This window comes from Lactobacillus sp. S2-2 (genome assembly GCF_021698855.1).
Classification (GTDB): domain Bacteria; phylum Bacillota; class Bacilli; order Lactobacillales; family Lactobacillaceae; genus Fructilactobacillus.
Map to the genome: position 1 here is coordinate 224,291 of NZ_WWFA01000002.1, position 25,986 is coordinate 250,276.

Annotated in this window: 27 protein-coding genes and 1 other RNA gene; 8 read left to right on the top strand and 20 right to left on the bottom strand. The window is 26.4% G+C overall.

Annotated elements, in window-relative coordinates; genetic code table 11:
• Positions 1 to 3: 3 nt before the first annotated feature.
• The 6 genes from GSH19_RS02605 to GSH19_RS02630 are packed head-to-tail and all read right to left on the bottom strand — an operon-like array spanning position 4 to position 5,053.
• Positions 4 to 1,080: a carbamoyl phosphate synthase small subunit gene (locus GSH19_RS02605; RefSeq protein WP_237026358.1), complete on the bottom strand. Its 1,077-nt coding sequence runs from the start codon at positions 1,078 to 1,080 to the stop codon at positions 4 to 6.
• Between the two features lie 22 nt (positions 1,081 to 1,102).
• The gene (gene pyrR / locus GSH19_RS02610) at positions 1,103 to 1,630 is read right to left on the bottom strand and encodes a bifunctional pyr operon transcriptional regulator/uracil phosphoribosyltransferase PyrR (protein ID WP_237026359.1); all 528 of its coding nucleotides are present in this window, start codon (positions 1,628 to 1,630) and stop codon (positions 1,103 to 1,105) included.
• Between the two features lie 10 nt (positions 1,631 to 1,640).
• Positions 1,641 to 2,549, bottom strand: coding sequence for an RluA family pseudouridine synthase (locus GSH19_RS02615; RefSeq protein WP_237026360.1), 909 nt, complete (start codon positions 2,547 to 2,549; stop codon positions 1,641 to 1,643).
• Positions 2,542 to 3,027 carry a signal peptidase II gene (gene lspA, locus GSH19_RS02620; protein WP_237026361.1) on the bottom strand — a complete coding sequence of 162 codons (486 nt, stop codon included), beginning with the start codon at positions 3,025 to 3,027 and terminating at the stop codon, positions 2,542 to 2,544. The genes GSH19_RS02615 and lspA overlap by 8 nt, the downstream gene beginning before the upstream one ends.
• A complete protein-coding gene (locus GSH19_RS02625; protein ID WP_237026362.1) occupies positions 3,002 to 4,663 on the bottom strand; it encodes a formate--tetrahydrofolate ligase in 1,662 nt (553 codons plus the stop codon). The genes lspA and GSH19_RS02625 overlap by 26 nt, the downstream gene beginning before the upstream one ends.
• A 12-nt stretch (positions 4,664 to 4,675) precedes the next feature.
• Complete coding sequence (locus tag GSH19_RS02630) at positions 4,676 to 5,053, bottom strand: EbsA family protein (RefSeq protein ID WP_237026363.1); 378 nt, start codon at positions 5,051 to 5,053, stop codon at positions 4,676 to 4,678.
• Between the two features lie 38 nt (positions 5,054 to 5,091).
• Here GSH19_RS02630 and GSH19_RS02635 point away from each other — a divergent pair, with 38 nt between their 5' ends.
• Positions 5,092 to 5,490 carry a ribonuclease HI family protein gene (locus GSH19_RS02635; RefSeq protein WP_237026364.1) on the top strand — a complete coding sequence of 133 codons (399 nt, stop codon included), beginning with the start codon at positions 5,092 to 5,094 and terminating at the stop codon, positions 5,488 to 5,490.
• Here the strand turns inward: GSH19_RS02635 and GSH19_RS02640 are convergent, their stop codons facing one another.
• From GSH19_RS02640 to GSH19_RS02660, 5 genes are all read right to left on the bottom strand, one after another.
• Complete coding sequence (locus tag GSH19_RS02640) at positions 5,491 to 6,594, bottom strand: FAD-binding oxidoreductase (RefSeq protein ID WP_237026365.1); 1,104 nt, start codon at positions 6,592 to 6,594, stop codon at positions 5,491 to 5,493. It abuts the gene before it with no gap.
• 15 nt (positions 6,595 to 6,609) lie between these two features.
• Positions 6,610 to 7,749: a class I SAM-dependent RNA methyltransferase gene (locus GSH19_RS02645; RefSeq protein WP_237026366.1), complete on the bottom strand. Its 1,140-nt coding sequence runs from the start codon at positions 7,747 to 7,749 to the stop codon at positions 6,610 to 6,612.
• 62 nt (positions 7,750 to 7,811) lie between these two features.
• An RNA gene (gene rnpB / locus GSH19_RS02650) (RNase P RNA component class B) lies at positions 7,812 to 8,194 on the bottom strand.
• A gap of 16 nt (positions 8,195 to 8,210) precedes the next feature.
• Positions 8,211 to 8,549: a cell division regulator GpsB gene (gene gpsB, locus GSH19_RS02655; protein ID WP_237026367.1), complete on the bottom strand. Its 339-nt coding sequence runs from the start codon at positions 8,547 to 8,549 to the stop codon at positions 8,211 to 8,213.
• A gap of 119 nt (positions 8,550 to 8,668) precedes the next feature.
• On the bottom strand, positions 8,669 to 9,241 hold the full coding sequence (locus GSH19_RS02660) for a DUF1273 domain-containing protein (protein ID WP_237026368.1): 573 nt from the start codon (positions 9,239 to 9,241) through the stop codon (positions 8,669 to 8,671).
• A gap of 97 nt (positions 9,242 to 9,338) precedes the next feature.
• Between GSH19_RS02660 and recU the strand changes: the two genes are divergently transcribed.
• Positions 9,339 to 9,956, top strand: coding sequence for a Holliday junction resolvase RecU (recU, locus tag GSH19_RS02665; RefSeq protein WP_255700237.1), 618 nt, complete (start codon positions 9,339 to 9,341; stop codon positions 9,954 to 9,956).
• Entirely contained in the window at positions 9,949 to 12,183 is a 2,235-nt protein-coding gene (locus GSH19_RS02670; RefSeq protein ID WP_237026369.1) for a transglycosylase domain-containing protein, read from the top strand. The genes recU and GSH19_RS02670 overlap by 8 nt, the downstream gene beginning before the upstream one ends.
• A gap of 33 nt (positions 12,184 to 12,216) precedes the next feature.
• Here the strand turns inward: GSH19_RS02670 and GSH19_RS02675 are convergent, their stop codons facing one another.
• From GSH19_RS02675 to GSH19_RS02685, 3 genes are read right to left on the bottom strand one after another with little or no spacing between them, the layout of a single operon-like run.
• Positions 12,217 to 12,903, bottom strand: coding sequence for a DnaD domain protein (locus GSH19_RS02675; protein ID WP_237026370.1), 687 nt, complete (start codon positions 12,901 to 12,903; stop codon positions 12,217 to 12,219).
• A gap of 16 nt (positions 12,904 to 12,919) precedes the next feature.
• Positions 12,920 to 13,426: a DUF5590 domain-containing protein gene (locus tag GSH19_RS02680; protein WP_237026371.1), complete on the bottom strand. Its 507-nt coding sequence runs from the start codon at positions 13,424 to 13,426 to the stop codon at positions 12,920 to 12,922.
• Positions 13,419 to 16,274 (bottom strand): helicase C-terminal domain-containing protein, encoded by a 2,856-nt coding sequence (locus GSH19_RS02685; RefSeq protein ID WP_237026372.1) that lies wholly within the window; start codon positions 16,272 to 16,274, stop codon positions 13,419 to 13,421. Before GSH19_RS02685 ends, GSH19_RS02680 begins: the two co-directional genes overlap by 8 nt.
• Before the next feature lie 119 nt (positions 16,275 to 16,393).
• On the opposite strand from GSH19_RS02685, the gene mvk reads away from it, so the two are divergent.
• From mvk to fni, 4 genes are read left to right on the top strand one after another with little or no spacing between them, the layout of a single operon-like run.
• On the top strand, positions 16,394 to 17,335 hold the full coding sequence (mvk, locus tag GSH19_RS02690; RefSeq protein WP_237026373.1) for a mevalonate kinase: 942 nt from the start codon (positions 16,394 to 16,396) through the stop codon (positions 17,333 to 17,335).
• Between the two features lie 3 nt (positions 17,336 to 17,338).
• Positions 17,339 to 18,319: a diphosphomevalonate decarboxylase gene (gene mvaD / locus GSH19_RS02695; RefSeq protein ID WP_237026374.1), complete on the top strand. Its 981-nt coding sequence runs from the start codon at positions 17,339 to 17,341 to the stop codon at positions 18,317 to 18,319.
• 19 nt (positions 18,320 to 18,338) lie between these two features.
• Positions 18,339 to 19,430, top strand: a complete 1,092-nt coding sequence (locus GSH19_RS02700; RefSeq protein ID WP_237026375.1) for a phosphomevalonate kinase — start codon at positions 18,339 to 18,341, stop codon at positions 19,428 to 19,430.
• Positions 19,427 to 20,470 (top strand): type 2 isopentenyl-diphosphate Delta-isomerase, encoded by a 1,044-nt coding sequence (fni, locus tag GSH19_RS02705; RefSeq protein ID WP_237026376.1) that lies wholly within the window; start codon positions 19,427 to 19,429, stop codon positions 20,468 to 20,470. Before GSH19_RS02700 ends, fni begins: the two co-directional genes overlap by 4 nt.
• Positions 20,471 to 20,527: 57 nt before the next feature.
• Here the strand turns inward: fni and glpK are convergent, their stop codons facing one another.
• Positions 20,528 to 22,024: a glycerol kinase GlpK gene (gene glpK / locus GSH19_RS02710; RefSeq protein ID WP_237026377.1), complete on the bottom strand. Its 1,497-nt coding sequence runs from the start codon at positions 22,022 to 22,024 to the stop codon at positions 20,528 to 20,530.
• Between the two features lie 123 nt (positions 22,025 to 22,147).
• Between glpK and GSH19_RS02715 the strand changes: the two genes are divergently transcribed.
• Positions 22,148 to 23,560 (top strand): C69 family dipeptidase, encoded by a 1,413-nt coding sequence (locus GSH19_RS02715; RefSeq protein WP_237026378.1) that lies wholly within the window; start codon positions 22,148 to 22,150, stop codon positions 23,558 to 23,560.
• A 29-nt stretch (positions 23,561 to 23,589) separates the two neighbouring features.
• On the opposite strand, the gene rplS is transcribed toward GSH19_RS02715, so the two are convergent.
• The 5 genes from rplS to rpsP all read right to left on the bottom strand — a co-directional run bounded on the left by rplS (position 23,590) and on the right by rpsP (position 25,929).
• Positions 23,590 to 23,949, bottom strand: coding sequence for a 50S ribosomal protein L19 (gene rplS, locus GSH19_RS02720; RefSeq protein ID WP_237026379.1), 360 nt, complete (start codon positions 23,947 to 23,949; stop codon positions 23,590 to 23,592).
• A gap of 117 nt (positions 23,950 to 24,066) precedes the next feature.
• On the bottom strand, positions 24,067 to 24,810 hold the full coding sequence (gene trmD / locus GSH19_RS02725) for a tRNA (guanosine(37)-N1)-methyltransferase TrmD (RefSeq protein WP_237026380.1): 744 nt from the start codon (positions 24,808 to 24,810) through the stop codon (positions 24,067 to 24,069).
• Between the two features lie 3 nt (positions 24,811 to 24,813).
• On the bottom strand, positions 24,814 to 25,332 hold the full coding sequence (rimM, locus tag GSH19_RS02730; protein ID WP_237026384.1) for a ribosome maturation factor RimM: 519 nt from the start codon (positions 25,330 to 25,332) through the stop codon (positions 24,814 to 24,816).
• A 59-nt stretch (positions 25,333 to 25,391) separates the two neighbouring features.
• Positions 25,392 to 25,640 (bottom strand): KH domain-containing protein, encoded by a 249-nt coding sequence (locus GSH19_RS02735; RefSeq protein ID WP_237026385.1) that lies wholly within the window; start codon positions 25,638 to 25,640, stop codon positions 25,392 to 25,394.
• A 10-nt stretch (positions 25,641 to 25,650) separates the two neighbouring features.
• On the bottom strand, positions 25,651 to 25,929 hold the full coding sequence (rpsP, locus tag GSH19_RS02740) for a 30S ribosomal protein S16 (protein ID WP_237026386.1): 279 nt from the start codon (positions 25,927 to 25,929) through the stop codon (positions 25,651 to 25,653).
• Positions 25,930 to 25,986: the final 57 nt, after the last annotated feature.

Sequence of the window (25,986 nt, forward strand, 5' to 3'; positions counted from 1 at the left end):
TGATTATTGACCTCGCTTAGAATTAATGCTTTCTAGAAATTCATCAAAAATATCTGCACTATCATTTGGACCAGCAGCTCCATCTGGAGAAAACTGAACTGTAAATGCAGGATATTCTCTATGTCTTAATCCTTGAACTGTCCCATTAATTAAGTCTATATGTGTTGTAATCAAATTTTTAAGGTCAGTTGAATTATTTTTTACAGCAAAATCTTGAGATTGATTGGCATATATAATTTGATTAGTAATTATTTTTTTGATTGGATGATTACTACCATGATGACCAATCCCTAATTTTATTATTTCAGCTCCATTAGCTAAAGCAAATAATTCATGTCCTAATCCCATCGCAAATAAAGGAATTTTAGTTTGAATTAATTTAATTGTCTTTAAAACTTCTTCATTTACTTCTAGAGGATTACCTGGACCAGTAGATAAAACGATGCCTTCTGGATCAAGATTAATAATATCTTGATATGCACTATTCCATGGAAGAACAACAATATTACAGTTTCTTTTAGATAATTGTCTTAATATACCTTCCTTTAGACCAAAATCTAATACAATAATTGTCTTTCCACTACCAGGTATTAAATAAGGTTTATTAATAGCAACAGTTTGAATCTGTTGATTATTTAAGACAGTGGCATTTAATTGATTAAATGCATGCTCATCATTAACATCAACAATGCTTGCTTTCATTACACCATTTTTATTTATGTGCTTCATTAATTGTCTTGTATCAATTCCTTCAATTCCAGGAATTTCTCTTTGTTTTAAAAATGTACCTAATGATAATTTTTTTAAATGATTAATGGAAATATCAGTATATTCATTAACTACGACTCCTTGAATACTTGAAAAAATAGATTCGTAATTTTTTCGGTTTATTCCTATGTTACCAATTGATGACTGTGAAAAAGCAACAATTTGGTTATGATAAATAGGATTTGTAATTGTTTCTTGATAACCGTTAATATTACTGGTTATGATTAATTCTCCTGTTTTAGTAGCATCAGAACCAAATGATACTCCTTCAAAAGATGTACCATCCTCAAGTATTAAGTATCTTTTTTTCATTATTAAGACCTCAAATTATTTATTATTCGATTTCTACTACATCTTTTCCATCAATTTCGTTAACTAAAACCTGAATTTTTTCTTTTTGTGAGCTAGGAATATTTTTACCAACAAAATCGGCTCTGATTGGTAATTCCCTATGCCCTCTATCAATCAAAACTGCTAAACTAATACGATTAGGTCTTCCTAATTCATTAATTGCACCCAAAGCAGCTCTTACAGTTCTTCCTGTATATAGTACATCATCAATTAAAACGATGTTTTGATTATTTATATCAATATTATTTTCAGAGAAAGCAACTTGATTATTCGTTTTTTCTTTATCTTTATTATCATCACGATATTTAGTTACATCTAATTCAACAATTGGAACTGATGTATTTTCTAATTGTTCTAATCTATTTTGAATTCTTTTTGCTAGATAAACCCCTCTAGTTTTTATACCCACTAATACTAGATTATTTATTCCTTTATTTCTTTCAATTATTTCATAAGTTATTCTGGTTAATGCTCTTTGCATTGCCATACTATCAATAACTACTTTACTCATAAAAAATCTCCTATTTATTTTTTAAATTATTAAGTACTTTCTCAAAATATTCTGGTAATGGTACTTCAAATAATAAATCTTCATTTGTTTTTGGATGTTTAAATCCTAAAACTTTAGCATGTAAAAACTGCCCATGTCCTTGAATCGTTTTTCTTGGACCATATAAAGGATCACCAACTAAAGGATGTCCAATATACTTCATATGAACTCTTATTTGATGAGTTCTACCTGTCTTTAGTTCGCACTCAATCAAAGTATAGTCTTGGTTAAACCTTTTAAGGACATTAAATTTAGTTTCTGCAAATCTTCCGTCTGAAACAATAGCTTGTTTTTTTCGATCATTTTTTGATCGACCAATCGGTGCTTTAATTGTTCCAGATTGTTCTTTTATATTTCCATGAACTAAGGCAATGTATTTACGTTTATTAGTTTTATTTTTTAGCTGTTCTGATAAAGATTCATGAGCCATTTGAGATTTAGCTACCATCAAAAGACCTGAAGTGTCTTTATCAATTCTATGAACAATTCCTGGCCTAATTGAACCATTTATAGGAGACAATTTTGTATGATACAATAACGCATTAACAAGTGTTTCATCTGGGTGTCCAGGTGATGGATGAACTACCATTCCCTCAGGTTTATTGATAACAATTACATCTTCATCTTCATAAATAATATCTAAAGGTATATTTTGTGGTGTCAAATTTATTTCTTCAGGTTCAGGTATTTCAATCGAAATTCTATCTTTTTGTTGTACTTTATATTTTGGTTTTTCTTTATGTTCATTAACATCTACAAAATTATTTTCAATTAAATTTTGAGCTCGAGATCTACTGATTTCATCAAAAGCTTCTGAAATGACTTTATCTAATCTTCCAACTTCATTATTAATTATCAAATTTATTTTTTTATTACTCATTTATTTCATCATCCTTTAATATTGCATATACCAATATAATCATTCCAATAACCATACAAGAATCTGCAAAATTAAAAATAGGAAAATTTATAAAATCAAGTTGAATCATATCAGTAACAAATCCGAATCTAATTCGATCAATGAAATTTCCAATTGTACCAGAAATTGCTAAGGTTAATGCTATTAAATAAGGTAATTTATTTATTTTTTTTATTAAAAAATAAATAAAAATAAATAACGCTACAATTGATGTTAAAAATAAGAAAATGGTCTGTCCTTGTAAAATACTCCAAGCAGCACCATAATTTCTAATATTTGTAATTGAAAATAAATTATCAACAATATTTATTGATTCATTTATTTTTATATTTTTATTTATCCAATATTTTGAGAGTTGATCTAATAAAATGAGTAATATAATTAATATGCTTGAAAATAAAATTCTTTTATTTTTAGAATAATCCTTTAATTTTTCCATTTTCATCAATATCCATATCTAATGCTGCAGGTTTGGTTGGTAAACCAGGCATTGTTATTATTTTTCCTGTCATGGCAACAATAAAATTAGCTCCTAATTTAGGAATTAAAGAATTTATTTGAATTATAAAATCTTTTGGAGCTCCTAATTTTTTAGGATCATCAGAAAGAGAATACTGAGTTTTTGCAATACAAACATCCATCTGATTCCAATCATTTTGCTTAATTAATTTTAAATCCTTTTTTGCTTTAGATGATAATTCAATTCCTTTTCCACCATAAATTTTAGTAACAATTTTACTTAGTTTAGTTTCTACATCATCATTTTCATCATAAATATGAGTAAAATCATTGTCCTTATTAGCTAATTTTTTTACTTTTCCAGCTAATTTAATGGCACCTTTACCACCTTTTCCATAAACTTCTGAAATTTCAACATCAACATTTAGTTCATTCTTTATATAATTAACTAAATATTCTAATTCTTGATTAGTATCACTATAAAATTTATTGATTGTTACAATTATTGGAGTATTATAATTTTTCATTGCATTAACATGCTGTTTTAAATTTTTAACCCCATTTTTTAAAGCTTCTAAATTCTCAGTATTTAAATCATTTTTAGTTTGACCACCATTAAATTTAAGTGCTCTAACTGTAGCGACAATTACAATTGTATCAGGTGTCTTATTTAATTTTGGACTAACTAAATCCATAAATTTTTGAGCACCTAAATCGGACCCAAAACCACTTTCTGTTAATGTATAATCAGAAGTTTTTAATGATGCCTTAGTAGCAATAATACTATTACATCCATGAGCAATATTTGCAAAAGGTCCACCATGAATGTATGCAGGTGTATGTTCTAAAGTTTGAACTAAATTAGGTTTAATTGCATCTTTTAAAATAATGGCAATGGCACCTTCTATTTTTAAATCACCAACAGTTATAGGTTTATCATCATAAGTATATGCTACTAATATTTTAGAAACTTTATTTTTTAAATCATTTAAATCTTCAGATAAACATAATACTGCCATTAATTCGCTAGCAGCAGTAATTTCAAAACTACTTTGTCTTGGATCACCAGTATTTGCTCCACCTAGACCAATTACAATTTGCCTTAATTCTCGATCATTGACATCTATTGAATGTGTCCATGTTATTTTTCGTGGGTCAATATTTAATTCATTACCTTTTTGAATAGAATTATCTAATAGTGCAGCAATTGTATTATGAGCCTCGCTAATTGTATGTATATCACCAGTGAAATTTAAATTAATATCCATCATTGGTTCAATTTGGGCATAACCACCACCAGCAGCCCCACCTTTCATACCCATTACAGGTCCCATTGATGGTTCTCTAATAGCAATTGATGTTTGTAAATCAATTTGATTCATTGCATCACCTAAACCAATCATTAGAGTTGATTTACCTTCACCAGCGGGAGTTGGATTAATTGATGTAACTAAAATCAGTTTCTTTTGTTTTCCTTGATCTTGAATAGGTAATTTAACTTTTGCTTTATCATTTCCATATGGTTCAATTTGATTTTCTGATAAACTTAATTTTGCAGCAATTTTATTTATTGGTAACAACTTAGCATTCTGTGAAATTTCAATATCAGTTAACATAATTTAGCTCCCTTAAATTAAAGATTTTAATTGTAAAATAGAATTTTGTGGCATCATAACTTCATATTTTTTATTTTTAAATGTAAACATTATAATATTATTATTAATATTTACATTTGAAATTTCAGAAATTTTCATTTTTTTTCCGATAGGATTTAAAGCTGATTTAAAAATAAGAAAATCATTATCAACAATTATTTTTCTACAATAAATTTGATACCATGATAATATTATAAAAATCAACATAAAAATTAGCGTACTAGTATTAAAATGTGTTACTTCTAACCATAATATAATTCCAATTAGTAAAAAAGCAACTGTCCAACTCCAATCAATGATGCTTGAATATAGATTTGGTTGATATAAAAATTTTCTTTTTTGAGTTATCATATAAAAGCCACCTTTATAATAAGAAATGAGGAATAAGATTGTATAATATATATACTGATGGAGCATTTAACAAATTACATAACAAAAGTTCAATTGGAATCTTAATATTCAATGAAAATCAACAGTATCAATTAAAAAAGAAAATCGATGTATTTGATAATCATATTGCAGAATTCGAAGCTTGTATTATCTCACTTACTTGGCCTTTAAATTTATTAGGGTCAAATGAAGCAAACAAAACAAATGTTTTTCTGCATTCAGATAGCAAAATTTTAATTGATAGTATCAACAAGTCATATGCTAAAAAATACCAAGATTACGTCAATAAAATAAATGCTTTACAAAGTAATTTTAACATAGTTTTGTTTAAATGGATTAGTGATAAAGAGAATTCAGGAGCTCATAATTTAGCTCTTCAGGCATTAAATGAAAAATAATTATTTAGTCAAATATTCATTAACATCTTTAGTATATAAACTAATATCTAAATTAATATTGCCTAAAACCATTTCGCTTAAAATTTTACCAATTAAAGGACCTGTTGTTAACCCAGAAGAACCTAATCCACTTGCCACAAAAATATCTTTATAGTTAGGTACTCTTCCGAAAAAAGGTGCAAAATCATTTGTATATGCTCTGGTTCCTAATTTTACATCAAAAATTTTATTATTATTTATATTAGAAAGCTCATCAATTTGTTTAATCATTTCAGTTGAAGCTTTTTTTGATTCTTTTAAATCGAAGTTCATTCCATTTTCATGAGTAGCTCCAACAAATAAATGATTATCATAATTGTTTATTACATCATATTGCCCTTCAGGCATTAATACAGGTAGTTCATTTAACTTAAATTTATTACCTGTATTTATTTGTGCATCTATTAATTGACCCTTTTGAGGGTAGATATCAAATTTAATCATAGAATTTGAAAAGCATTCGTTTATCCATGCACCAGCACTAACGATAATTTTATCAAATTCAAATTCTTGATTATCGTAATAAACCATATTATTGTCTACTTTAACTTTTTTATTTATTTTAATTAAATTACTTTTTAGTGCAATTTTTTGTAAATGTTTACAATATAATTCGCCATCAATTTTTGATCCGCCGGGTATAAAAATACCTGGATTGCTCTTACTTATATAAGGAATTTTTTGCTGAATTTCTTTAGAAGTTAATATTTCAACATTACCCATTTGATAATTATTTTTTTCTCTTTGTTTTGCTAAAGAATATAATACTTTTAAATCATTTGGATTTTTTCTTGTTATTATAGTTCCACTGTTATTATAAATATCACTAGTCATATTTGTTTCTAATGCTATTTCTTTCACTAGTGCAGCTCCATCGGTAGCTAATTTAAACCATTTTTTATTTCTTCTTTTCGATAGCCAAGGAGATATTATTCCAGCAGCTGCTTTTGTAGCCTGTCCATTTTCGCTATCAAAAAGATAAACACAAAGATTTTGATATTTACTTAAATAATAAGCAACAGTTGATCCAACAATTCCTCCACCGATAATTGCAATTTTTTTCATCTAATTCTCCAAACTCTAATTCCACTTTGGTTTTCCAAAATATTGAAAGTAATCTGTTCTAATTCTTCCATTATATAATTTTCTTTTTTTATTAGCTTTTTGATCATAATAATTTTCAAAATTTAATTCACTAGTTAAAAAGTATTTAGACCAAGTTTTCATTGGTTTAAATTTTTTCCCTAGATCTGAATATAAACTATTTACAGATTTTTCATTATCTAATCTAATTCCATACGGTGGATTAGAGACAACTACTCCATTAATTAACTCAGTTTGAAAATCTTGTACAGAAACTTGTTTAAAATTGATATCATGTAATAATCCAGCCTCTTGAGCATTTAATTTAGCATACTTTATCATTGTTTCATTAATATCAGAAGCAAAAATTTTAAACTCCGAATCATAATCTGCTTTAGAATCTGCTTCATCTCTTAATTTTTGAACTAAATCATCATCTACCCATTCCCATTTTTCAAAAGAAAAATCACGATTAAATCCTGGCGCTATATTTCTAGCAATCATTGCGGCTTCAATTGGTATAGTTCCAGAACCACACATTGGATCTAAAAAAGGCATATCAATAGGATTCCAATTAGTCAGTTTTATTAGAGCAGCAGCCATATTTTCTTTTAATGGTGCCTCTCCTTTTGCTACTCGATAACCTCTTTTAAAGAGACTATCACCAGTTGTATCTAAAGTCATTGTAACTTGATTTTTGTTAATCCTTGTCTCAAGATCAAATTTTGCTCCTGTTTCTTGTAATCTACCACGTTTATGATAAAAATCTGACATTTTTTGAACAATTGCTTTTTTAGTTATTTTTTGAATATCTGGTACACTATGCAAATCAGAATTTTTTGATCTTCCATTAACTGGAAACTCTGAATCAATAGATAATAATTCTTGCCAATCAATTGAATATACATTATCAAATAATTCTGTAAAAGATGTTGCTTCAAATTGATTAATAATAATTAAAATTCGATCAGCGGTTCTCAACCATAAATTAGTTTTTATAATATCTTCAATAGTTCCATTGAAATAAATAATTCCATTATCATTTTTTACTTCATAACCCATATTCTTTAATTCTTTGCTTACAATTGATTCAATTCCTGCAGCACAAGTTGCTGCTAGTTTAAAAGTTTTTAACATACATTCTTCCTTTCTATAAAAAAAGAGTGGGAAAAATCCCACTCAATCCTGAAAGTGTAGGCTCCTGTAAGCCATGTTTTGTGCTTATTATAAATTTCAGGAAATTATATAATAAGTAGTAATCATCTATCTCAAGAAGTAATAACTTCTTCCCTCACAATCAGTTCAATTCCCTATGTGAAGCTCCCCTACCAAAGTTTGGGTTTCCCGCTCGTGGGGTTTACCGCGTTCCATCGTTAAAATTTCTTTTAAACGTTCGTTTCTGTGGCACTTTTAAGGAATACTATAACTTGGTTAAAACTTTAGTTAATTTTTCCGCCGTAACTAATTTAAAATTAATCCCCCGGCTTATTTTTTCGCCGAGCACGAACACTACAAACATCTCAGTTTGTGCGAGAGTGGACTTTCCTCAGTTAATTAAAATTAACCGCGATTACTCAGAACCTACACAATTAAACACATTAATAATTATTATCTTGAGGACCAAAAACTCTTCTTTCAAGATTTGATAAACGTTTCAAAATATCCATGTTAGCTTCAACTTTCTCATTTCTTTCTGATGGATTATTCCTATACATAGGCTTTTTATCATCAACAACTTGAGTATTACTAGAACTATTTAATTTTGATGTTAAAACTTTATTATCTTCTTCAAGTTGATTAATTTGTTTTTCAAATTCATTATAATCTTTGATTATATCATCTAAAAAACTATCAACTTCAGATGGATCATATCCACGCATTTTTTGAACAAATTCCTTTTGTAGAATATCATTCGTCGTAAAATTAATATTTTCCATTAAGTATTACACCTCTTTTAAATTAGTTATTAGCTAACAATATAACCTTATTATACCAGAATAGTAAAAATATTGTAAAGTTAATTTATTTAGTTAGATTATTTTAAATAAATCATTAATTATTCATCTTCTTTGTTTATTCTTTTTTGTTCTTGAATTTGATTTGCAGCTTCTTGCAATATATCCATATCAATTAATTCATAAGAATAGACATTTGTTTCTTCGTATTTTTTTATTTTTTTAAGATCATAATTAGTTTTCCCCTCAAATTCAGGATCATATAACAATAATGCTTCATCTGAGTGTTCAATCATAAATTTTTGATAATTTTTTAACTGAACTGGTGAATTATATATTTTTTTAGATACTTCTGTTGAAAAATCTGCATAAGAAATTATTTTTTTGACTTTTGTTCTATTTTCTTCATTCCAGTTCTTATTAAATTCTAAAAAAGGAATGAAAACAGCTATTTTGAAATCATTAGGATATTTTTTTTTCAAATCATTAGCTATTTCTATAGTCCACTGTTCAACTCCAAATTGAATTCCTGTTATTATCCAATCAACCCCTGTTTCAATTTTTTGAATTAATGATTCTTTTAAAACTGACTTAATAACTTCGACTTTTTCATCATCTTCTTTAAAAATTCCTAACTCATAAGATCTATATCCAGTCACCCATAATTTACTCAAACAATTTCATCTCCAGTTAAAATTTAAATTACTTTGATGTTATAATATGTATCTAATTGTTACAATATATTTTATAAAAAATAAAAGAGGTACTACAATGGTGAACTATCCAAATGGATCACCCAACATTAAAAATAATGAAAGCATGATTTCATTGAAAAAAAACAAAATTTCCTATGGCGATCGAGGAATGAAATTAGAGAATGAAATTAATCAAAGCAATGAATTTTATTTAATTAAAGAAGAAGCAGTAATACATAAAAAACCTACACCAATTCAAATTGTTAAAGTAGATTATCCTAAAAGAAGTGCTGCAGTTATAAAGGAAGCCTATTTCCAAAAGTCTTCAACTACTGATTATAATGGTATTTATAAAGGATTTTATTTGGATTTTGATGCTAAAGAAACAAATAATATAAAATCATTTCCTTTAAAAAATTTCCATGAACATCAAATTAATCATATGAGAATGTGTGATAATCAGGGTGGAATTGTTTTTACAATTATTAAGTTTGTAAAAAGTAATGAATTATTTCTTTTAGAATTCAAATATTTAAAGCAATTTTGGGATAGAATGAATAATAATGGGAAGAAGTCTATCTCCAAATCTGAACTTCAAAAATATGGATTTCAAATAGATTATAAATTAAATCCACTAATACCCTATTTAGAAATAATTAAAGAAATTATTCAAAAGGAGAAATTAAATGAGTAAAAATAATAAAACTAGAATGCAAAGAAATAATAGAAGTAAAAAAAAGGATAGTAAAATTAAAAAGTTTTTTAAAGTAATTTTTTCGTTAATTGCAATTCTAATAATTTTTGGAGCAGGACTATTTACTTATTATGCATCATCAGCCCCATCAATTTCACAATCTGTCCTATCGAGTGATAATTCTACAAAAATATATGATTCAAAGGGAAGATTAATTTCTAGATTAGGAGCACAAAACAGAGATTATATATCTTCAGAAGATATTCCGGATGGATTAAAACAAGCTATTGTTTCTACTGAGGATCGTACTTTTTATAAAAACCATGGAATATCACCTAAAAGAATTATAGGTGCAGCATTTTCTAATTTAACTGGATCATCTCTTGGGTTACAAGGTGGTAGTACATTGACTCAACAGTTAGTTAAATTATCTGTTTTCTCTACTTCTTCATCAGATCAAACATTAAAACGTAAAGCACAAGAAGCTTGGTTAGCACTAAAAGTTGATAATAAATACAGCAAGGATCAAATTTTAGAATTCTATATAAATAAGGTTTATATGGGAAATAATATTTATGGTATGGAAACTGCTTCTCAATATTATTATGGAAAAACATTAAAAAAATTAAGTTTAAATGAATTAGCACTACTTGCTGGAATGCCACAATCACCTACGAGATACAATCCATACGAATATCCAAAATATGCAAAAGCACGTAGAGATCAAGTATTGGATTCTATGGTAAAAACTAAATCTATTTCTCAAGAAACTGCTGATAAATATAAATCCTTTAATATAAAATCAGGTTTAATTAAAAATCATAGTAAAACATTAACATCAGCAAAAAATGAAAAATATGTAGATTCGTATCTTAAAGAAGTTGTTCAAGAGCTTAAAAGTAAAGGATACAAATTAAATAGTGGTTTAAAAGTTAAAACTAATTTAAATTTGAATTTACAAAAACAGATGTATAAACTAGCTAATAATTCTAATAGTGGAATTACCTTTCCAAGTAATACCTTCCAAATTGGTGCTACTATGGTAAATTCTAATAATGGAAAAATTGTTTCAATGCTTGGAAATCGTAAAACAAAGATTTCATTTGGATTAAATCGAGCAGTACAAAAAGACAGATCAAATGGATCAACAATGAAACCATTAATGGACTATGCACCAGCAATTGAATATTTAAAATATCCGACATATCAAATGATGAAAGATACCCCTTTCACTTATCCAGGTACTAATAAAAAATTAATGGATTTTGATAATTCATATCAAGGTGATATTACAATGCGTTCAGCTTTAATCCAATCTAGAAATATACCAGCAATTAGAACTTTACAAAATGTTGGAATTGGAAAAGCGACGAACTTCCTAAGTGGTTTAGGAATGAATTTCGACAATACATTATCATTACAAAATGGAATTGGTGGTTATGTTTCATCAGAACAACAAGCGGCAGCATATGCTGCATTTGCAAACGGTGGTACTTATTATAAACCTTACATGATTAATAAAGTTGAATCTGCAAATGGTAGTGTAAAAACTTATAGTCCAAATGGTCATCGTGCAATGTCTGAATCCACAGCTTTTATGATTACCGATATGCTAAAAGGTGTAATGACTAATCCAAAAGGATCTGGAACTAGTGCAAAGATTAATGGATTACATGAAGCAGGAAAAACGGGTACAACACAATATCCAAATAGTTATTTAAGCAAGGTTCCAAATGGATCTTCAATGGATTCTTGGTTCTCTGGATATACAAAAAATTATTCATTATCTGTTTGGACTGGTTATGATCAACCTTTTAAATCTGGAAATTATATTAGTTCATCTCAAACAGCGATTGCTCAAGAATATTATAAATATATGATGCAATATGCTTCAATTAATAAAGTAAATTCCGACTGGCAAATTCCTTCAGGAGTATCAAGTACAACTATTAATGGAACTAAAGAATACTTTATTCCTGGATATGCTGGAGAATACTTTAGATCTGATAGTTATTCCAATTCATCAACACAAAATAATAGTTCAAGAAATACAACACAATCTTCAACAAATAATTATCCAAAAGAATCTAGCTCATCATCTTCACAATCTAGTGATAATTCATCAAGTGAATCAAGTAGTTTAATTAATGAAGATGATAATGATTCTAAAAATGATACACAACAGTCAACAAGTAGTAATGTAGATCAATCAAGTAGTAATGAATAAAAAAAGGAAATTCAAAATTTTGAATTTCCTTTTTTATTCATCTAACCTTGTAATTGGTATATCAATAATTTCATTTTCTTTTTGTTGACTAATGTTATTTTTTCTTTTCATCTCATCAACTTGTTGAGGAGATGTAATGTTTCTTTTACTCCAATTCAATAAAATACGATCCATATACTTTAAATTATATACTTGATTTAATACAGACTCTCTCAATGCAAGTTGAATTAAATCGTAGTTATATTGGTCAATATCAATCCATTGATTAATTGTTTCTATTTCAATTTGTGATAAGTTACGTCCAAATTCACTTTCAATAGATTTAAATACTGATTTTCTATCATTTAAATTATCACTATATTGATCATCTGTAGTATTTACTTCCTGTTGGCTTTTAGAATTAATTTTTTTTAGTAATTTTATAAAAGTTAAGTCAAGATTGAAAGAATCATTATAATTTTCTGTTTCTATTTTAATTAATTTTTTTTCAATTAAATCATGCAAAATATTAGATATTTGATCTTCCTTCATGCCAGTCAAGGTAGATATATCCTTAGGAAGTGGCATTGATATACCTTTATTCTTTAAATAAATAATTTCTAAAAATACTACCAATTCATTATTTGTCATTCCTATTTTATGATAATTAGTTAGAAGTATATTAGAAATAACTGTATTTCCATATTGATTTTGTAATCTAATAATTTCGCTTTCTTCCAATAATAATACCTCTTTTCTAAAGATTATTGATGGAGTTTAAAATTGATCCATTATGAAAATCAATAACCACATAATTTAATTTATCGTTACTATTTATAAAAGTACTTATCCAAACAGTTTTATTATTAAAAATTGAAATTTCATTTTTTAATATTTTTTTAACTTTATACTTAGAAGCTAATACTTGTTTTATTTGTTTATTATTAATTCCATTTTTAGTTTCTTCAACTCTTGTATTTCCATTATCTTTATCAATAATTACAAAAATTTGTTTATCTTTATTATTAATTCCTTCTACTGAATAGTAGGTGTGATATAAATTAGAAGAATAGAAACTTTGATAATCTTTTAAACCTGCTTTACTTTTAGCAATTGAAATTGCTTCATTTTTAGCATTGTTTTGAGGAGCTTTTGCTTTATGCAAATAAAAGCCCAAAATTAATATTAAAAATATAAACAATGTAACTAGTATATATGTATACCTTTTTGTTTTATTTTTCTTTGGACGATAAGATCTATACATTTTTTGAATTCTCCTTATTTTTTTTATTAAAAAAGCACTCTACTTCATTCTCAATATCTTTTGTATTAATATCTTTAACAAACATTGTTTTGGGCAATGAATTTAAAATCATTTTCCCATATTTTTTTGTAATTACTCGATTATCTAATAAAATGACTGTTCCAAAATCAGAATCATCTCTAATTAATCTTCCAATTCCCTGCTTTAATCTAATGATTGCTTTAGGTAGTGAAAGATTATAAAAAGGATTTTTTTTATTTTTTTTAATTAAATTAAATTGAGCAGAAATAAATGGATTATTAGGAGAATCAAAAGGTAATCGAGGAATTATAATATTTTTTAATGTGCCCTTAGGAATATTAAATCCCTCCCAGAACCTATTTGATCCAAATAAAATTGCATCCTTATTTTCTAAAAAACGATTCAATAATTTATAATTACTTCCATTTGAACTTGGAGTTATTAAATTTTCAGACTTTAATAATTGATTTTCAAAAATATAATTTGTGACTTTCTCAATTAACTTTAAAGAATTAAATAGAACAATTGTAGGATATTGATTTTTATTATGAATATTTGCAATATTAGTTGCTAAATATTCAATATACTTCTCATTAGATTCTAATTTATTTTCAGGAGAATCATTAGCAACAAATAATTTCATTTTGTCAGAATAGTCGTATCCATCATTTAATTTAAGCATTCTAGAAGTATCACGATTTAAATCTAATTGATCAAATATAAATTGAGATTTTTTTGATGTAAACATTGTAGCACTTGTAAAAGTAATATTTTCATAATATTTATAAATATTATTTTGAATTATGTCTTTTAAACTAATACTTCCTCCAACTAAATCTAAATGTGATAAATCAAATTTTTCTGATTTAGATTGTAGCCAAAATATATTATTTTCTGGATTATTAATAATTGAAAACTTTATTTTATCTAAAGATTGTAATTCATTCATAAAATCTTTTGTATGTTCGATAAATTGTTTAATTATAAATATTTCTTTTTTACTCCATTTATTTTGTTCATGTTTTATTTTATTATTCAGTTTTAAAAAATCAACAAATATTTTTTTGAAAGATAAATCAATTTTATTAAAATTAGAAGTATTATTAGATAATTGATTTTTTGTTTCATTTGTATCAAGAATGATTTTATCAGAAGAATTTTTTCTAATATTAATCGTATTTAAAATACTATTAATCATGTCTTCATAAGTTTTTCTAATATTATTAGCATTATAAATTATTTTATTAACCAGATTTAAATCATCATCATCTAATATAACATTTTTAAGATGATGTTCATGATGTTGAAAAATATCATTATTCATTCGACCATTAATTGATTTCAAATTATTTAAATTTTTAGCTTTTCTTCCTTGTTCTAAAATAACATTATTTAATTGATGAGCTTCATCAATTATCAAATAAGGTTTTTTATCAAAATATTCGCTTAATTTTTTTGAATTTGAATATAAATAACTATGATTTAAAATAACAAAATCAGCATATTTTAATTCTTGTCTTTTTCTAAAATTATAATCATATTCATCAAAGTAATTACTTATTTTTTTATTTTTTACATTAAAACTTTTAATTTCATCCAAAAAAGGAACATTTTTAGGTAATTTTAATTCAGAAAAATCACCTGTTTCTGTTGATAAAATCCATATTAAAATTTGAGCTTTTAAAAATTGTTTTTGTTGAGATTTTTCAATTATTTTTAAGCTTTCTTGAAACCTATTTAAATCTAAATAATGATTTATTCCTTTTTGGATACTAACATTTATATCAAATGGTAATAATTTCTGATAATAATTCCTAATATAATCACTAATTTGACTCTGTAAAGTTATATTTGAAGTGCTAATTATAACTTTACGGTTTGTATTTAATGCAGTTGTTAATGGTAATAAGTACCCTAATGTTTTACCAATTCCAGTTGGAGCCTCAATAATTAAATTTTTTGGATTATCAGAATTTAAATTACGATCAATAGAATTCATCATTTTTATTTGTGATTCTCTCCAACTAAATGAATCATCAAAAAACTTTTCTTTTTGTTTTTTAGTTTTTGGAAATTTAAAATTTTTATTTTCTATATAAATCTTTTTATTATCATTTAATTTTTTGAGAGCTAAATTATTTTTAATAATTAAGTCATTTTTTAAGTTTCCAGGATTATTTTTTTGATCTTTAAAAATCATTTTAATGAATCGTTCTGTTTCCATCGGTAAATGAAGGTCTAATTTTAATAATTGTTCTAATGTTATTAAAGGTACTTCTTCAATTTTATTAATAATTTCAATGAAAATACTTGCTGTAGCCTTAGCATCACTTTCAGAAGAATGAGGATGAAAATGATTAATTCCAAAATTTTCGCTCAATTTTTTTAATTGATAACTTTCAAAAGTTGGGAAAAAGATTTGTGATAAGCTAACTGTATCAATTGCTTCATTTTCTAATTTAGGATATCCAAACCTTTCTAACTCTGCATTTAAAAAAGGAAAATCAAAATTAACATTATGAGCAACAAAAATGCAATTCTTAAGTAATTTATATATTTCAGCTGCTAATGAATCAAAAGATGGTGCATTTTGAATTTTTTCATTAGTTATCCCTGTTAATTTTGTAATATCATCAGAAATATTTTGATCACAATAAACAAAAGTAGAGTAATTATCAATTATTTGTTTGTTTTGAATAAAAGTACAACTAAATTGAATAATTGAATCACCATTGTTTACATCAGTTCCGGTTGTTTCCATGTCTACAACTGCAAATTTGGATTGCTTATTCATACATTTTTCACCAATCTTCATTAATTCGTTCATTTTCTAAACATAATGATACTACAAAATGAATGATTTTAATAATTTTTTTAATTAAAATGAAAAATTAAAAAATTAGTCACTTAATATGATAAAATTAAGTTTTAGAAAGTGAGCGATTTATGATGACAAATTTTGCAATTGGTGAAAGTCATGCAAAAATTATTTTATTTGGTGAACATAGTGCAGTGTATGGAAAAGGTGCAATTACATTACCAATATTTAAACTTAAAGTTAGCGTTAAATTAACTACTAATTTGAAAAATAATGAAATTGAAAGTGATATTTATAACGGATCTTTAATCAATGCCCCATTAGAATTTAATGGAATCAAATCACTTATTTTTCACATGTTTAAAATAAATAATCTAGAAAACTATTTTATTAATATAAAATTTGAAAATAATATTCCAATTGGAAGAGGATTAGGATCTTCAGCAGCAGTATCTTGTGCAATAATTAAAGCTTTTTATAAATTCTTTAATCTTGACTTAACACATTCTAAATTAATTTCATTAATTAATATTTCAGAACAAATAATTCATGGAAACCCAAGTGGTATTGATGCTCAAACTGTTACTTCTGAATCCCCTATCTTTTTTGAAAATAATGAAATTAAAAAAGTTCCCTTTAATTTTGATGGAGATATTATCATTACTGATACTGAAAAAGTTGGCAGTACTAAAGAAGCTGTTTCAATAGTTAGAAAATTAATTGATAAAAATCCCGAAGAATACGAATTAATTAATCAACTTGGTAATATTGTCAAAAATGCAAAAAAATCAATTGATAATAAAAATATTGAAAATATTGGAAATTTAATGAACAAGTCACAAAATATTTTAAGTTATTTTGGTATTTCCACGAATGAAATTAATGACATAATTAAAATATCAAACTACAATGGTGCTTTGGGTTCTAAAATAACAGGAAGTGGTCTTGGCGGCTGTGTTATCTCTTTAAGCAAAGATTCATTCACAACAAAAAAAATTATTAAATCACTACAAAATAATGGATATAAAAAGAACTGGATTCAACCATTAAAAGATTTCGAAATGGAGTAAATAATGGATAATAATATTATAGGAAAATCAAAAGTTAGAGCATTTACAAATATTGCTTTAGTTAAATATTGGGGTAAGAAAAACGAAGGACTTATTTTACCTCAAAATGGTAGTATTTCTTTAACCTTAGATCATTTTTATTCTGAAACAGAAGTAATCTTTGATTCATCACTTAAAAAAGATGAGATTTATTTTAATAATGAAAGAGTTGAAGATAATAAAATAGTTAATTTTTTAAATATTTTAAGAAATAAAGCAGATAATGATAATTTTTGTATAGTAAAAACTGTAAACACTGTACCTACATCTGCTGGATTAGCCTCATCATCATCTGGTTTTGCTGCACTAGCTGCTGCAAGTAGTAAAGCAATTGGAATGAATTTATCAAATATGGAAATATCTAAATTAGCTAGAAGAGGTTCTGGATCAGCAACAAGATCTATTTACGGTGGACTAGTTGAATGGATTCCTGGCACTAATGATAAAAATTCATATGCACAACCTTTATCTTATGATAAAAAATTAGATTTAAATTTAATCACTGTTATTTTAAACCGTAACGAAAAAAAGATTTCAAGTAGATATGGTATGAAATCTTCAGTTGAAACTTCTCCTTATTATGATGTATGGATAAAACAAGCCAATGAAGATTTAAAAAATATGAAAATGGCAATTAAAAAAAATGATTTTACAAGTTTAGGAAGAATTACTGAAACTAATGCTATGAGAATGCATTCTTTAACCCTCAGTGCAGATCCATCATTTACCTACTTTAATGAAGACACATTAAAAACTATAAACTTAGTTAAGGACTTGAGAGAACAAGGATTAGAATGCTATTTTACAATTGATGCTGGACCAAACGTAAAAATACTCTGTCAAGATAAAAACACCAATAAAATTATGAAAAAATTATTATTACATTTTAAACATAGTGATTTAGTCATTAATCATCCTGGACCTGGTATTCAATTTATTTATTAATAAAGGAGGAATTAAAATATTGGTTACTGAAAAAGCTCCTGGGAAACTATATATTGCTGGTGAATATGCCGTCGTTGAAAAAGGATATCCTTCAATTATTGTTGCTCTGGATAGATTTGCATATGTATCAATTTCAGAAAGTGAAAATTATGGAAGCATTTTTTCTAAACAGTATCAAGAAAATTATACTTCTTGGACTAGAAATAATGGTGAAATTATTTTTAATAATCGCGATAACCCCTTTCATTATATTATTTCAGCAATTAAAATTTTTGAAACTTTTATCCAAGAAAATCAAATTAAACTTAAAAACTATCATGTACACGTCAATAGTGAATTAGATAGCCCAAGTGGAAAAAAATATGGACTTGGATCTTCAGCTGCTGTGACAGTTGCAACTATAAAAGCTCTCAATAGTTTTTATCAAACTAATTTGACTAAAGAACAACTTTTTAAATTAGCTGCTCTGGCACATTTAGACGTCCAAAGAAATGGATCACTTGGAGATATTGCAGCAAGTGTTTATGGAGGATGGATTTCCTATAAAAGTTTCGATAAAGAATGGGTAAATGCGGCTAGAAGAAACATGACGATTAATGAACTTTTAAATCAAAATTGGCCAAATTTAAATATTTCAAAATTAAAAGCCCCTACTAATTTAAAATTATTGATTGGATGGACACAATCTCCCTCATCAACTTCTAAACTAGTTGATAAAGTAGAATTAAGTAAATCAAAAAAAAGTGACGATTATCAGAAATTTCTAAAAGAAAGTTTTAATTGTGTTAATCAAATCCAAAAGGGATTTGAACTTAATGATTTTGATCTTATTATGAAAAACATTAGTAAAAATAGACAATTATTAACTTCTTTGAGTAAATTTAGTGGAATTGAAATAGAAACCCCTAAATTAAAAAAAATGATTGAAATCGCAAATAAATATAATGGAGCTGCAAAAACATCAGGTGCTGGTGGTGGTGATTGTGGAATCGTAATTATTGATAAAAATTCATTAATTAGTGATTTAATTAATGAATGGCAAGATAATGATATTGAACTTTTAAATTTAAAAATTCATAATTTAAAGCAAAAAAATGAGGTCAATAAATGATTAATAAACACTCTCACAGAAAAGATGAACATGTATCGCTTGCAATTCATACACAAAATAATAAAAAAAATGATTTTAATGAAATTAGATTTGTTCCAAATACCCTTCCAGAAGTTGACTTTAATGAAGTAAATTTAAATACTAATTTTGCAAATATTGATTTTGAATGGCCATTTTATATAGAAGCGATGACTGGTGGAAGTGAATACACAAAAAAATTAAATGATAAACTTAGTAGAGTAGCAAAAAGAACTAATATTGCAATGGCATCTGGTAGTGAAAGTGTTGCTATTAAAGATTCGTCTCTAGCTGATTCTTTTTCAATAATTAGAAAAAATAATCCTAATGGAATTATTTTTTCTAACCTTGGTGCACATCATAATATTGATAATATAAAAAAAGCAATTACTCTTTTAAATGCAAATTTAATTGAAATTCACGTTAACTCTGTCCAAGAAATAATAATGCCTGAAGGTGATCGCGATTTTCATTGGATTGATAATTTAAAAAAAATTATTAAAGAAATTAATATTCCAATCATTGTAAAAGAAGTTGGGTTTGGAATGGATTATAAATCCATTTGTAAATTAAAAGATATTGGAGTTAAATATATTAATATTGGTGGTAATGGTGGAACAAATTTTGCAAAAATTGAAAATGAAAGAAGAACTAAAGATAAATCGACTGGATTTGAGGAATTATTTGATTGGGGTTTTTCTACAGTAGAATCTCTTCTAGAAACTAAAAAAATAAATGATTCCAGTATGCAATTTGTTGCTGCTGGTGGAATAAAATCACCTTTAGATGTTATTAAATCTCTTTATTTAGGTGCAGATTTAGTTGGTATTGCTGGATACTTTTTAAACATTTTAATTAAAGAAGATGAAGATTACTTAGTTGAAGTAATTAAAGAATGGCAAAATCAATTAAAATCTATTTTTACAATTCTTGGTGTGAAAAACATTACTGAACTTAGAAATGCTGATGTTATTTATTCTGAAAAAATAATAAATTTTAAAAAACAAAGAAACATTAAATAATTTAACTGCAATTAATCATAAAAAAACTCTAAAAATGTNNACATTTTTAGAGTTTTTTTATTTGAACATTTCTGTAGACTCTACTGCTAATTTCCAACCATTATATAATTTATTTATTTTTGTTTCAGTCATTTTATTTTCAAATAATTCTTTTTTTGTAGTTAAATTTTTTATTTCTTCTAAATCATTCCAAAATCCTACTGATAAACCTGCTAAATATGAAACACCAAGGGCGGTAATCTCTGACTCTTCAAATCGACTAATTGAATTACCTAAAATATCAGCTTGAAATTGCATCAAATAATTATTTCTAGCTGCTCCACCATCAACAGATAATGATTTTAAGTTCATATTAGTATCATTTTTCATCGTGTTAATTACATCTTTTGTTTGATATGCTAATGATTCTAAAGTAGCTTTTACAAATTGTTTATTATCTGTTTTAGAATTTAATCCAAAAATTGAACCTCTTATTTCTTGATTCCAATATGGTGCACCCAGTCCTGTAAAAGCTGGAACTACATATAAATTATTTTCTTCTTGCACATCAAATGCCATTTCTTCAGATTCAGAGGCATCCGCTACCAATTTCATTCCATCTCTTAACCATTGAATTGCAGATCCTGCTGCAAATATGCTTCCTTCAAGTGCGTAATAGACTTTATTATCAATTCCATAGGCAATTGTTGTTAATAATCCTTTTTCGGATAATTTAGGTTGTTCACCAATATTCATAACGATAAAAGCACCAGTTCCATATGTATTTTTTGTCATACCTGGTTCAAATGCATGCTGTCCAAATAATGCTGCTTGTTGATCTCCAGCGATCCCGGCGATTGGAATTTGAACTCCTTGAAATGTATAACCTTCTGTATAACCATAATTATATGATGAAGGATGTACTTTAGGTAAAATATTTTTGGGAATATTTAATATTTCTAATATTTCATTGTCCCAATCTAAATTATTAATATTAAATAGCATTGTTCGACTTGCGTTTGTATAATCGGTTGCATGGACTTTGCCTTTGGTTAATTTCCATAAAATCCAAGTATCAATAGTTCCAAATAATAAATTACCTTCATCTGCTAATTCACGAACTCCTGAAACATTATCTAAAATCCATTTAATTTTAGTTGCAGAAAAATAAGAATCAATAATCAAACCTGTTTTTTGATGAATTTTGTTTAAATATCCATCTTCTTTTAGCTTATCTGCAATTTCACTTGTTTGTTTAGATTGCCAAACTATTGCATTATAAACCGGTTCTCCCGTTTTTTTATTCCATAAAACAGTTGTTTCTCTTTGATTAGTTATTCCAATGCCACGTAATTTATACGGAAGTATTTTAGTTTTTATTAATACATCAGAAATTACTGATTGAACTGTATTCCAAATTTCGTTTGCATCATGTTCTACCCAACCAGGTTTTGGAAAAATTTGATCAAATTCTTTTTGTGATTTTCCGACCACTTTACCTTCATGATCAATAATTACTGCCCTACTACTAGTAGTTCCTTCATCAATAGAAATAATGTATTGCTTATTATTCATAATTTTTTCTCCGAACTTTTAATATTTAGGTTAATTATACATTAATTTTAAATCTCTTTAAAATCATAAATAATAAATTAAATATGTTAAGATTTAAGCATGTTAAAAAAGGAGTATTAAAAAATGAATATTAATAAATTATCAGCTTGTACTAGTATTTTAATTGGTAAAAATGCAACAATTGATGGTTCAACAATTATTGGCAGAAATGAAGATGCAAAATCTTCTTGGCCAAAAAGATTTATCGTAAAAAAAAGAGAACAATTTGATGAAAAAAATATATTTAAATCAAAATATAATGAGTTAACAATCGAATTACCATCATTAAGGTATAAATATACATGCACTCCAGAATGGACTGATAATGAAGGACTTTTTGAAGAAGATGGAATTAATGAGTATGGTGTTGCTATGAGTGCAACTGAAAGTACTTACGCAAATGACATGGTTCTAGGATTTGATCCACTTCTAAAAAATGGAATTTCTGAAGAGGCAATTATTACAATTGTCTTACCTTATATTAAAAGTGCTAAAGAAGGAGTTATTCGTTTAGGTGAACTAATTGAAAAATTTGGTGCAGCTGAAACTAATGGAATTTTATTTTCAGATAAAGAAAGTGTTTGGTATTTTGAAATTGGATCTGGACATCATTGGGTAGCTCAAAGAATTCCAGATGATTCATATGCTGTTGTTGCTAATCAAATGGCAATTCAGGAGATTAATTTTAACAACGATAATTTTTTATATTCAAAAAATATTAAAACTTTTGTTCTTGAAAATAATCTAAATAAAAATAAAAATACATTTAATTTTAGAAACATATTTGGAACAAAAGACCTCATGGACACAATCTATAACACACCTAGAGTATGGTATGGTCAAAAAATGTTCAATCCTTCAGATACATTAGACAATCCTAAATCACAAAACTTTAAATTTATTCGTAAACCTGAGGAATTAATTGATATATTCGATGCAGAAAAATATTTATCGTCTCACTATGAAGGTACTGAATTTGATCCTACAATTAGTAAAAATAAGAATGTTTATCGTCCTATTAGTTTAGCAAAGACGCAAGAATCTCATTTACTACAAATAAATGAAAAATATCCGCCTGAAATTGGTTCAATCCATTGGCTCTCAATGGGTGTTTCAGCGCAAAGTACTTTTGTTCCTTTTTTTGGTGGAATTACTGATACTCCATCAGAATATAAATATGAAACTGGATTAAATTATAATAATAAATCTGCATATTGGATTTTTAAATTAACCGGTGTTTTAATGGATCCTCATTATAAGACTTTTGAAAATATCATTAATGATAATAAATCTGAACTTAGACAATTTTATTTACAAAAAATTAATGAAACCATTAAAGAATCAAATTCAGAAAAAGATTTAAATAAATTAGCAACAAAAAAATCATTTGAAATTAGTAATCATGCAATTAATGTATTTAAAAAAATAAATTCCAATTTAATTACTCAATCAACTGATTTTTCTCCTTTAAATTTTAAAACTGATGAAAATCTATAAAAAAAGCAATCCATTTGGATTGCTTTTTTTTAACGTCTACGTAATGATTCTTTAATACGAGCAGCTTTACCATGTAATTCACGTAAGTAGTAAAGTTTAGCACGACGTACTTGACCACGTCTAATTACTTCAACTTTAGCGACTCTTGGTGAATGTACTGGGAAGATACGTTCAACACCCACACCAGAACTGATTTTTCTAACTGTGTAAGTTGCTTGAATTCCAGCACCATGACGTTTAATTACGACACCTTCGAAATTTTGAATACGTTCACGACTACCTTCAACAACCTTAACTGATACTCTTACAGAGTCACCAGCACGGAATTCAGGAATATCTGAACGTAATTGTTCATTATTGATTTTACTAATCAAATTATTTTGACGCATAATATATAAACTCCTTTAACTAGCATTCATAACTTAATTTAGACAGCGGAATACCGTTTTATTTGGCTAAGCCAGCATTTATTATAACATTTTTATTTTATTAAAGTAAATAGTAAATTATTTTTCACTTTTGATTTCCGCTAATAATTTCTTTTGTAAATCAGTTAAATTATCATGATCAATTAATTCAGGTCTTAAAGTATATGTTTTTCTTAATGATTCTTTTTGACGCCATTCATCAATTTTTTGATGATTACCACTAGTTAAAACCGATGGAACTTCCATTCCATTATAATTAGCTGGTCTTGTATATTGAGGATATTCTAATAATCCATTTGAAAATGAATCTCCACTTGCTGAATCGTTATTACCTAAAACACCAGGAATTAATCTAGCAGTTGCATCAATCATCATCATTGTTGGCAATTCTCCACCAGTTACAATAAAATCACCAATTGAATACTCATCAGTAACAACACTTTTTATTCTTTCATCATAGCCTTCATAATGGCCACAAATAAAAGTAAGATGTTCTTCTTTAGATAATTTTTCAGCTTCTTTTTGATCAAACTTCTTTCCTGCCGGATCTAAAAGAATAACTTTTCCACTTGGAACACCATTATTTTTAGCTTTTTGTTTCGTATGTTCAAATGCATCTAAAACTGGTTGTGGAGTTAATAACATTCCAGCCCCTCCACCAAATGGATAATCATCAACATTATTATGTTTATTTAAAGAAAAATCTCTAAAATCAGTAACTTTAACATTAATTAATCCTTTATTAATTGCCTTATCTAAAATAGATTCATGCAGAGGACCTTCAAACATTTTAGGAAAAATACTTAAAATATCAATTTCCATTATTTATTCCAATCCTTCCATTAAATTGACAGTTACTTTTTTATTATTTAAATCAACATTTTTAATAACATCATCAATTTTAGGTAAAAATAAATCTTTACCTGAATCTCTTTTAACTACCCAAACATCATTTGGTCCTAAATCCATAATATCTTTTATTTCACCCAAATAATTATCATCTATATCAAATACTTTTAGTCCTAATATTTGAGAATAATAATATTCACCTGGCTTTAAATCGTCATTACTTTGTTGTTCATCGTTTATTTTAAGCATTGATGGTTTCAAAAATTCAACATCATTAATTGAATCTTTGTCAACAAAATGAAGTAATAAAAAATTTTTATGTTTTCTAACTCCATCTATTTCTAGCTCAATTGGTTCAGAATTATCATTTTTAAAAGCATAAATTTTATTATGTTTTTTAAATCTTTTTTCTGGAAAATCAGTTATTACTTGAACTCTTACCTCGCCTTTAATACCTTGTGTATTAACTAGTTTACCAATATTTAAATATCCCATTTAGCACCTCAAATTAAAGAAAAAGCTCTTAAATAAAACAAAAGTTTTATTTAAGAGCTTTAATTTTTTCCATCGTTAACAACTAATTTGACTCTTTTATCATCATTGACATGGACACTATAAACAATAGTTCTAACTGTTTGAATGATATGTCCTTTTTTTCCTATAATTCTTCCTAAATCTTTAGGATTAGTTGATAAAATATATTCATGAAACATATCTGTTTCACGCAAATTAATCTTAATATCATTGGGATACTTAACTAATGGATTAACAATTGTTTTAATAAGTTTTTCAAAATTATTCATAATCAATCACTTATTTTTTACTTGCTAATTTAGCTTCATGTAATTTTTTCATGATACCAGCATCAGAAAGAATGTTACGAACAGTATCAGAAGGTTGTGCACCGTTTTGTAACCAGTTCATAATTGATTCTTCTTCTAAAGTTACTTTATCAGATTCTAATAATGGGTTATAAGTACCAACATTTTCGATAAAGCGACCATCACGAGGACTACGTGAATCAGCAACAACTATACGATAAAATGGACGTTTCTTTGAACCCATACGTTTTAAACGAATTTTAACAGACATAAATACACCTCCTATTATTTCTTTAACGATAATAATCTTAACAATTAATCAATAACT

What these genes read in the sequence shown, in the direction of transcription:
- GSH19_RS02735 (WP_237026385.1), bottom strand. Translation starts at nt 25,640, where the DNA reads ATGAATAATTTTGAAAAACTTATTAAAACAATTGTTAATCCATTAGTT.
- rplS (WP_237026379.1), bottom strand. Translation starts at nt 23,949, where the DNA reads ATGCGTCAAAATAATTTGATTAGTAAAATCAATAATGAACAATTACGT.
- mvaD (WP_237026374.1), top strand. Translation starts at nt 17,339, where the DNA reads ATGGATAATAATATTATAGGAAAATCAAAAGTTAGAGCATTTACAAAT.
- GSH19_RS02645 (WP_237026366.1), bottom strand. Translation starts at nt 7,749, where the DNA reads ATGTTAAAAACTTTTAAACTAGCAGCAACTTGTGCTGCAGGAATTGAA.
- recU (WP_255700237.1), top strand. Translation starts at nt 9,339, where the DNA reads ATGGTGAACTATCCAAATGGATCACCCAACATTAAAAATAATGAAAGC.
- gpsB (WP_237026367.1), bottom strand. Translation starts at nt 8,549, where the DNA reads ATGGAAAATATTAATTTTACGACGAATGATATTCTACAAAAGGAATTT.
- lspA (WP_237026361.1), bottom strand. Translation starts at nt 3,027, where the DNA reads ATGGAAAAATTAAAGGATTATTCTAAAAATAAAAGAATTTTATTTTCA.
- trmD (WP_237026380.1), bottom strand. Translation starts at nt 24,810, where the DNA reads ATGGAAATTGATATTTTAAGTATTTTTCCTAAAATGTTTGAAGGTCCT.
- GSH19_RS02640 (WP_237026365.1), bottom strand. Translation starts at nt 6,594, where the DNA reads ATGAAAAAAATTGCAATTATCGGTGGAGGAATTGTTGGATCAACTGTT.
- GSH19_RS02680 (WP_237026371.1), bottom strand. Translation starts at nt 13,426, where the DNA reads ATGTATAGATCTTATCGTCCAAAGAAAAATAAAACAAAAAGGTATACA.
- GSH19_RS02630 (WP_237026363.1), bottom strand. Translation starts at nt 5,053, where the DNA reads ATGATAACTCAAAAAAGAAAATTTTTATATCAACCAAATCTATATTCA.
- GSH19_RS02615 (WP_237026360.1), bottom strand. Translation starts at nt 2,549, where the DNA reads ATGAGTAATAAAAAAATAAATTTGATAATTAATAATGAAGTTGGAAGA.
- rimM (WP_237026384.1), bottom strand. Translation starts at nt 25,332, where the DNA reads ATGGGATATTTAAATATTGGTAAACTAGTTAATACACAAGGTATTAAA.
- glpK (WP_237026377.1), bottom strand. Translation starts at nt 22,024, where the DNA reads ATGAATAATAAGCAATACATTATTTCTATTGATGAAGGAACTACTAGT.
- GSH19_RS02670 (WP_237026369.1), top strand. Translation starts at nt 9,949, where the DNA reads ATGAGTAAAAATAATAAAACTAGAATGCAAAGAAATAATAGAAGTAAA.
- GSH19_RS02625 (WP_237026362.1), bottom strand. Translation starts at nt 4,663, where the DNA reads ATGTTAACTGATATTGAAATTTCACAGAATGCTAAGTTGTTACCAATA.
- GSH19_RS02715 (WP_237026378.1), top strand. Translation starts at nt 22,148, where the DNA reads ATGAATATTAATAAATTATCAGCTTGTACTAGTATTTTAATTGGTAAA.
- mvk (WP_237026373.1), top strand. Translation starts at nt 16,394, where the DNA reads ATGATGACAAATTTTGCAATTGGTGAAAGTCATGCAAAAATTATTTTA.
- fni (WP_237026376.1), top strand. Translation starts at nt 19,427, where the DNA reads ATGATTAATAAACACTCTCACAGAAAAGATGAACATGTATCGCTTGCA.
- GSH19_RS02605 (WP_237026358.1), bottom strand. Translation starts at nt 1,080, where the DNA reads ATGAAAAAAAGATACTTAATACTTGAGGATGGTACATCTTTTGAAGGA.
- pyrR (WP_237026359.1), bottom strand. Translation starts at nt 1,630, where the DNA reads ATGAGTAAAGTAGTTATTGATAGTATGGCAATGCAAAGAGCATTAACC.
- rpsP (WP_237026386.1), bottom strand. Translation starts at nt 25,929, where the DNA reads ATGTCTGTTAAAATTCGTTTAAAACGTATGGGTTCAAAGAAACGTCCA.
- GSH19_RS02685 (WP_237026372.1), bottom strand. Translation starts at nt 16,274, where the DNA reads ATGAACGAATTAATGAAGATTGGTGAAAAATGTATGAATAAGCAATCC.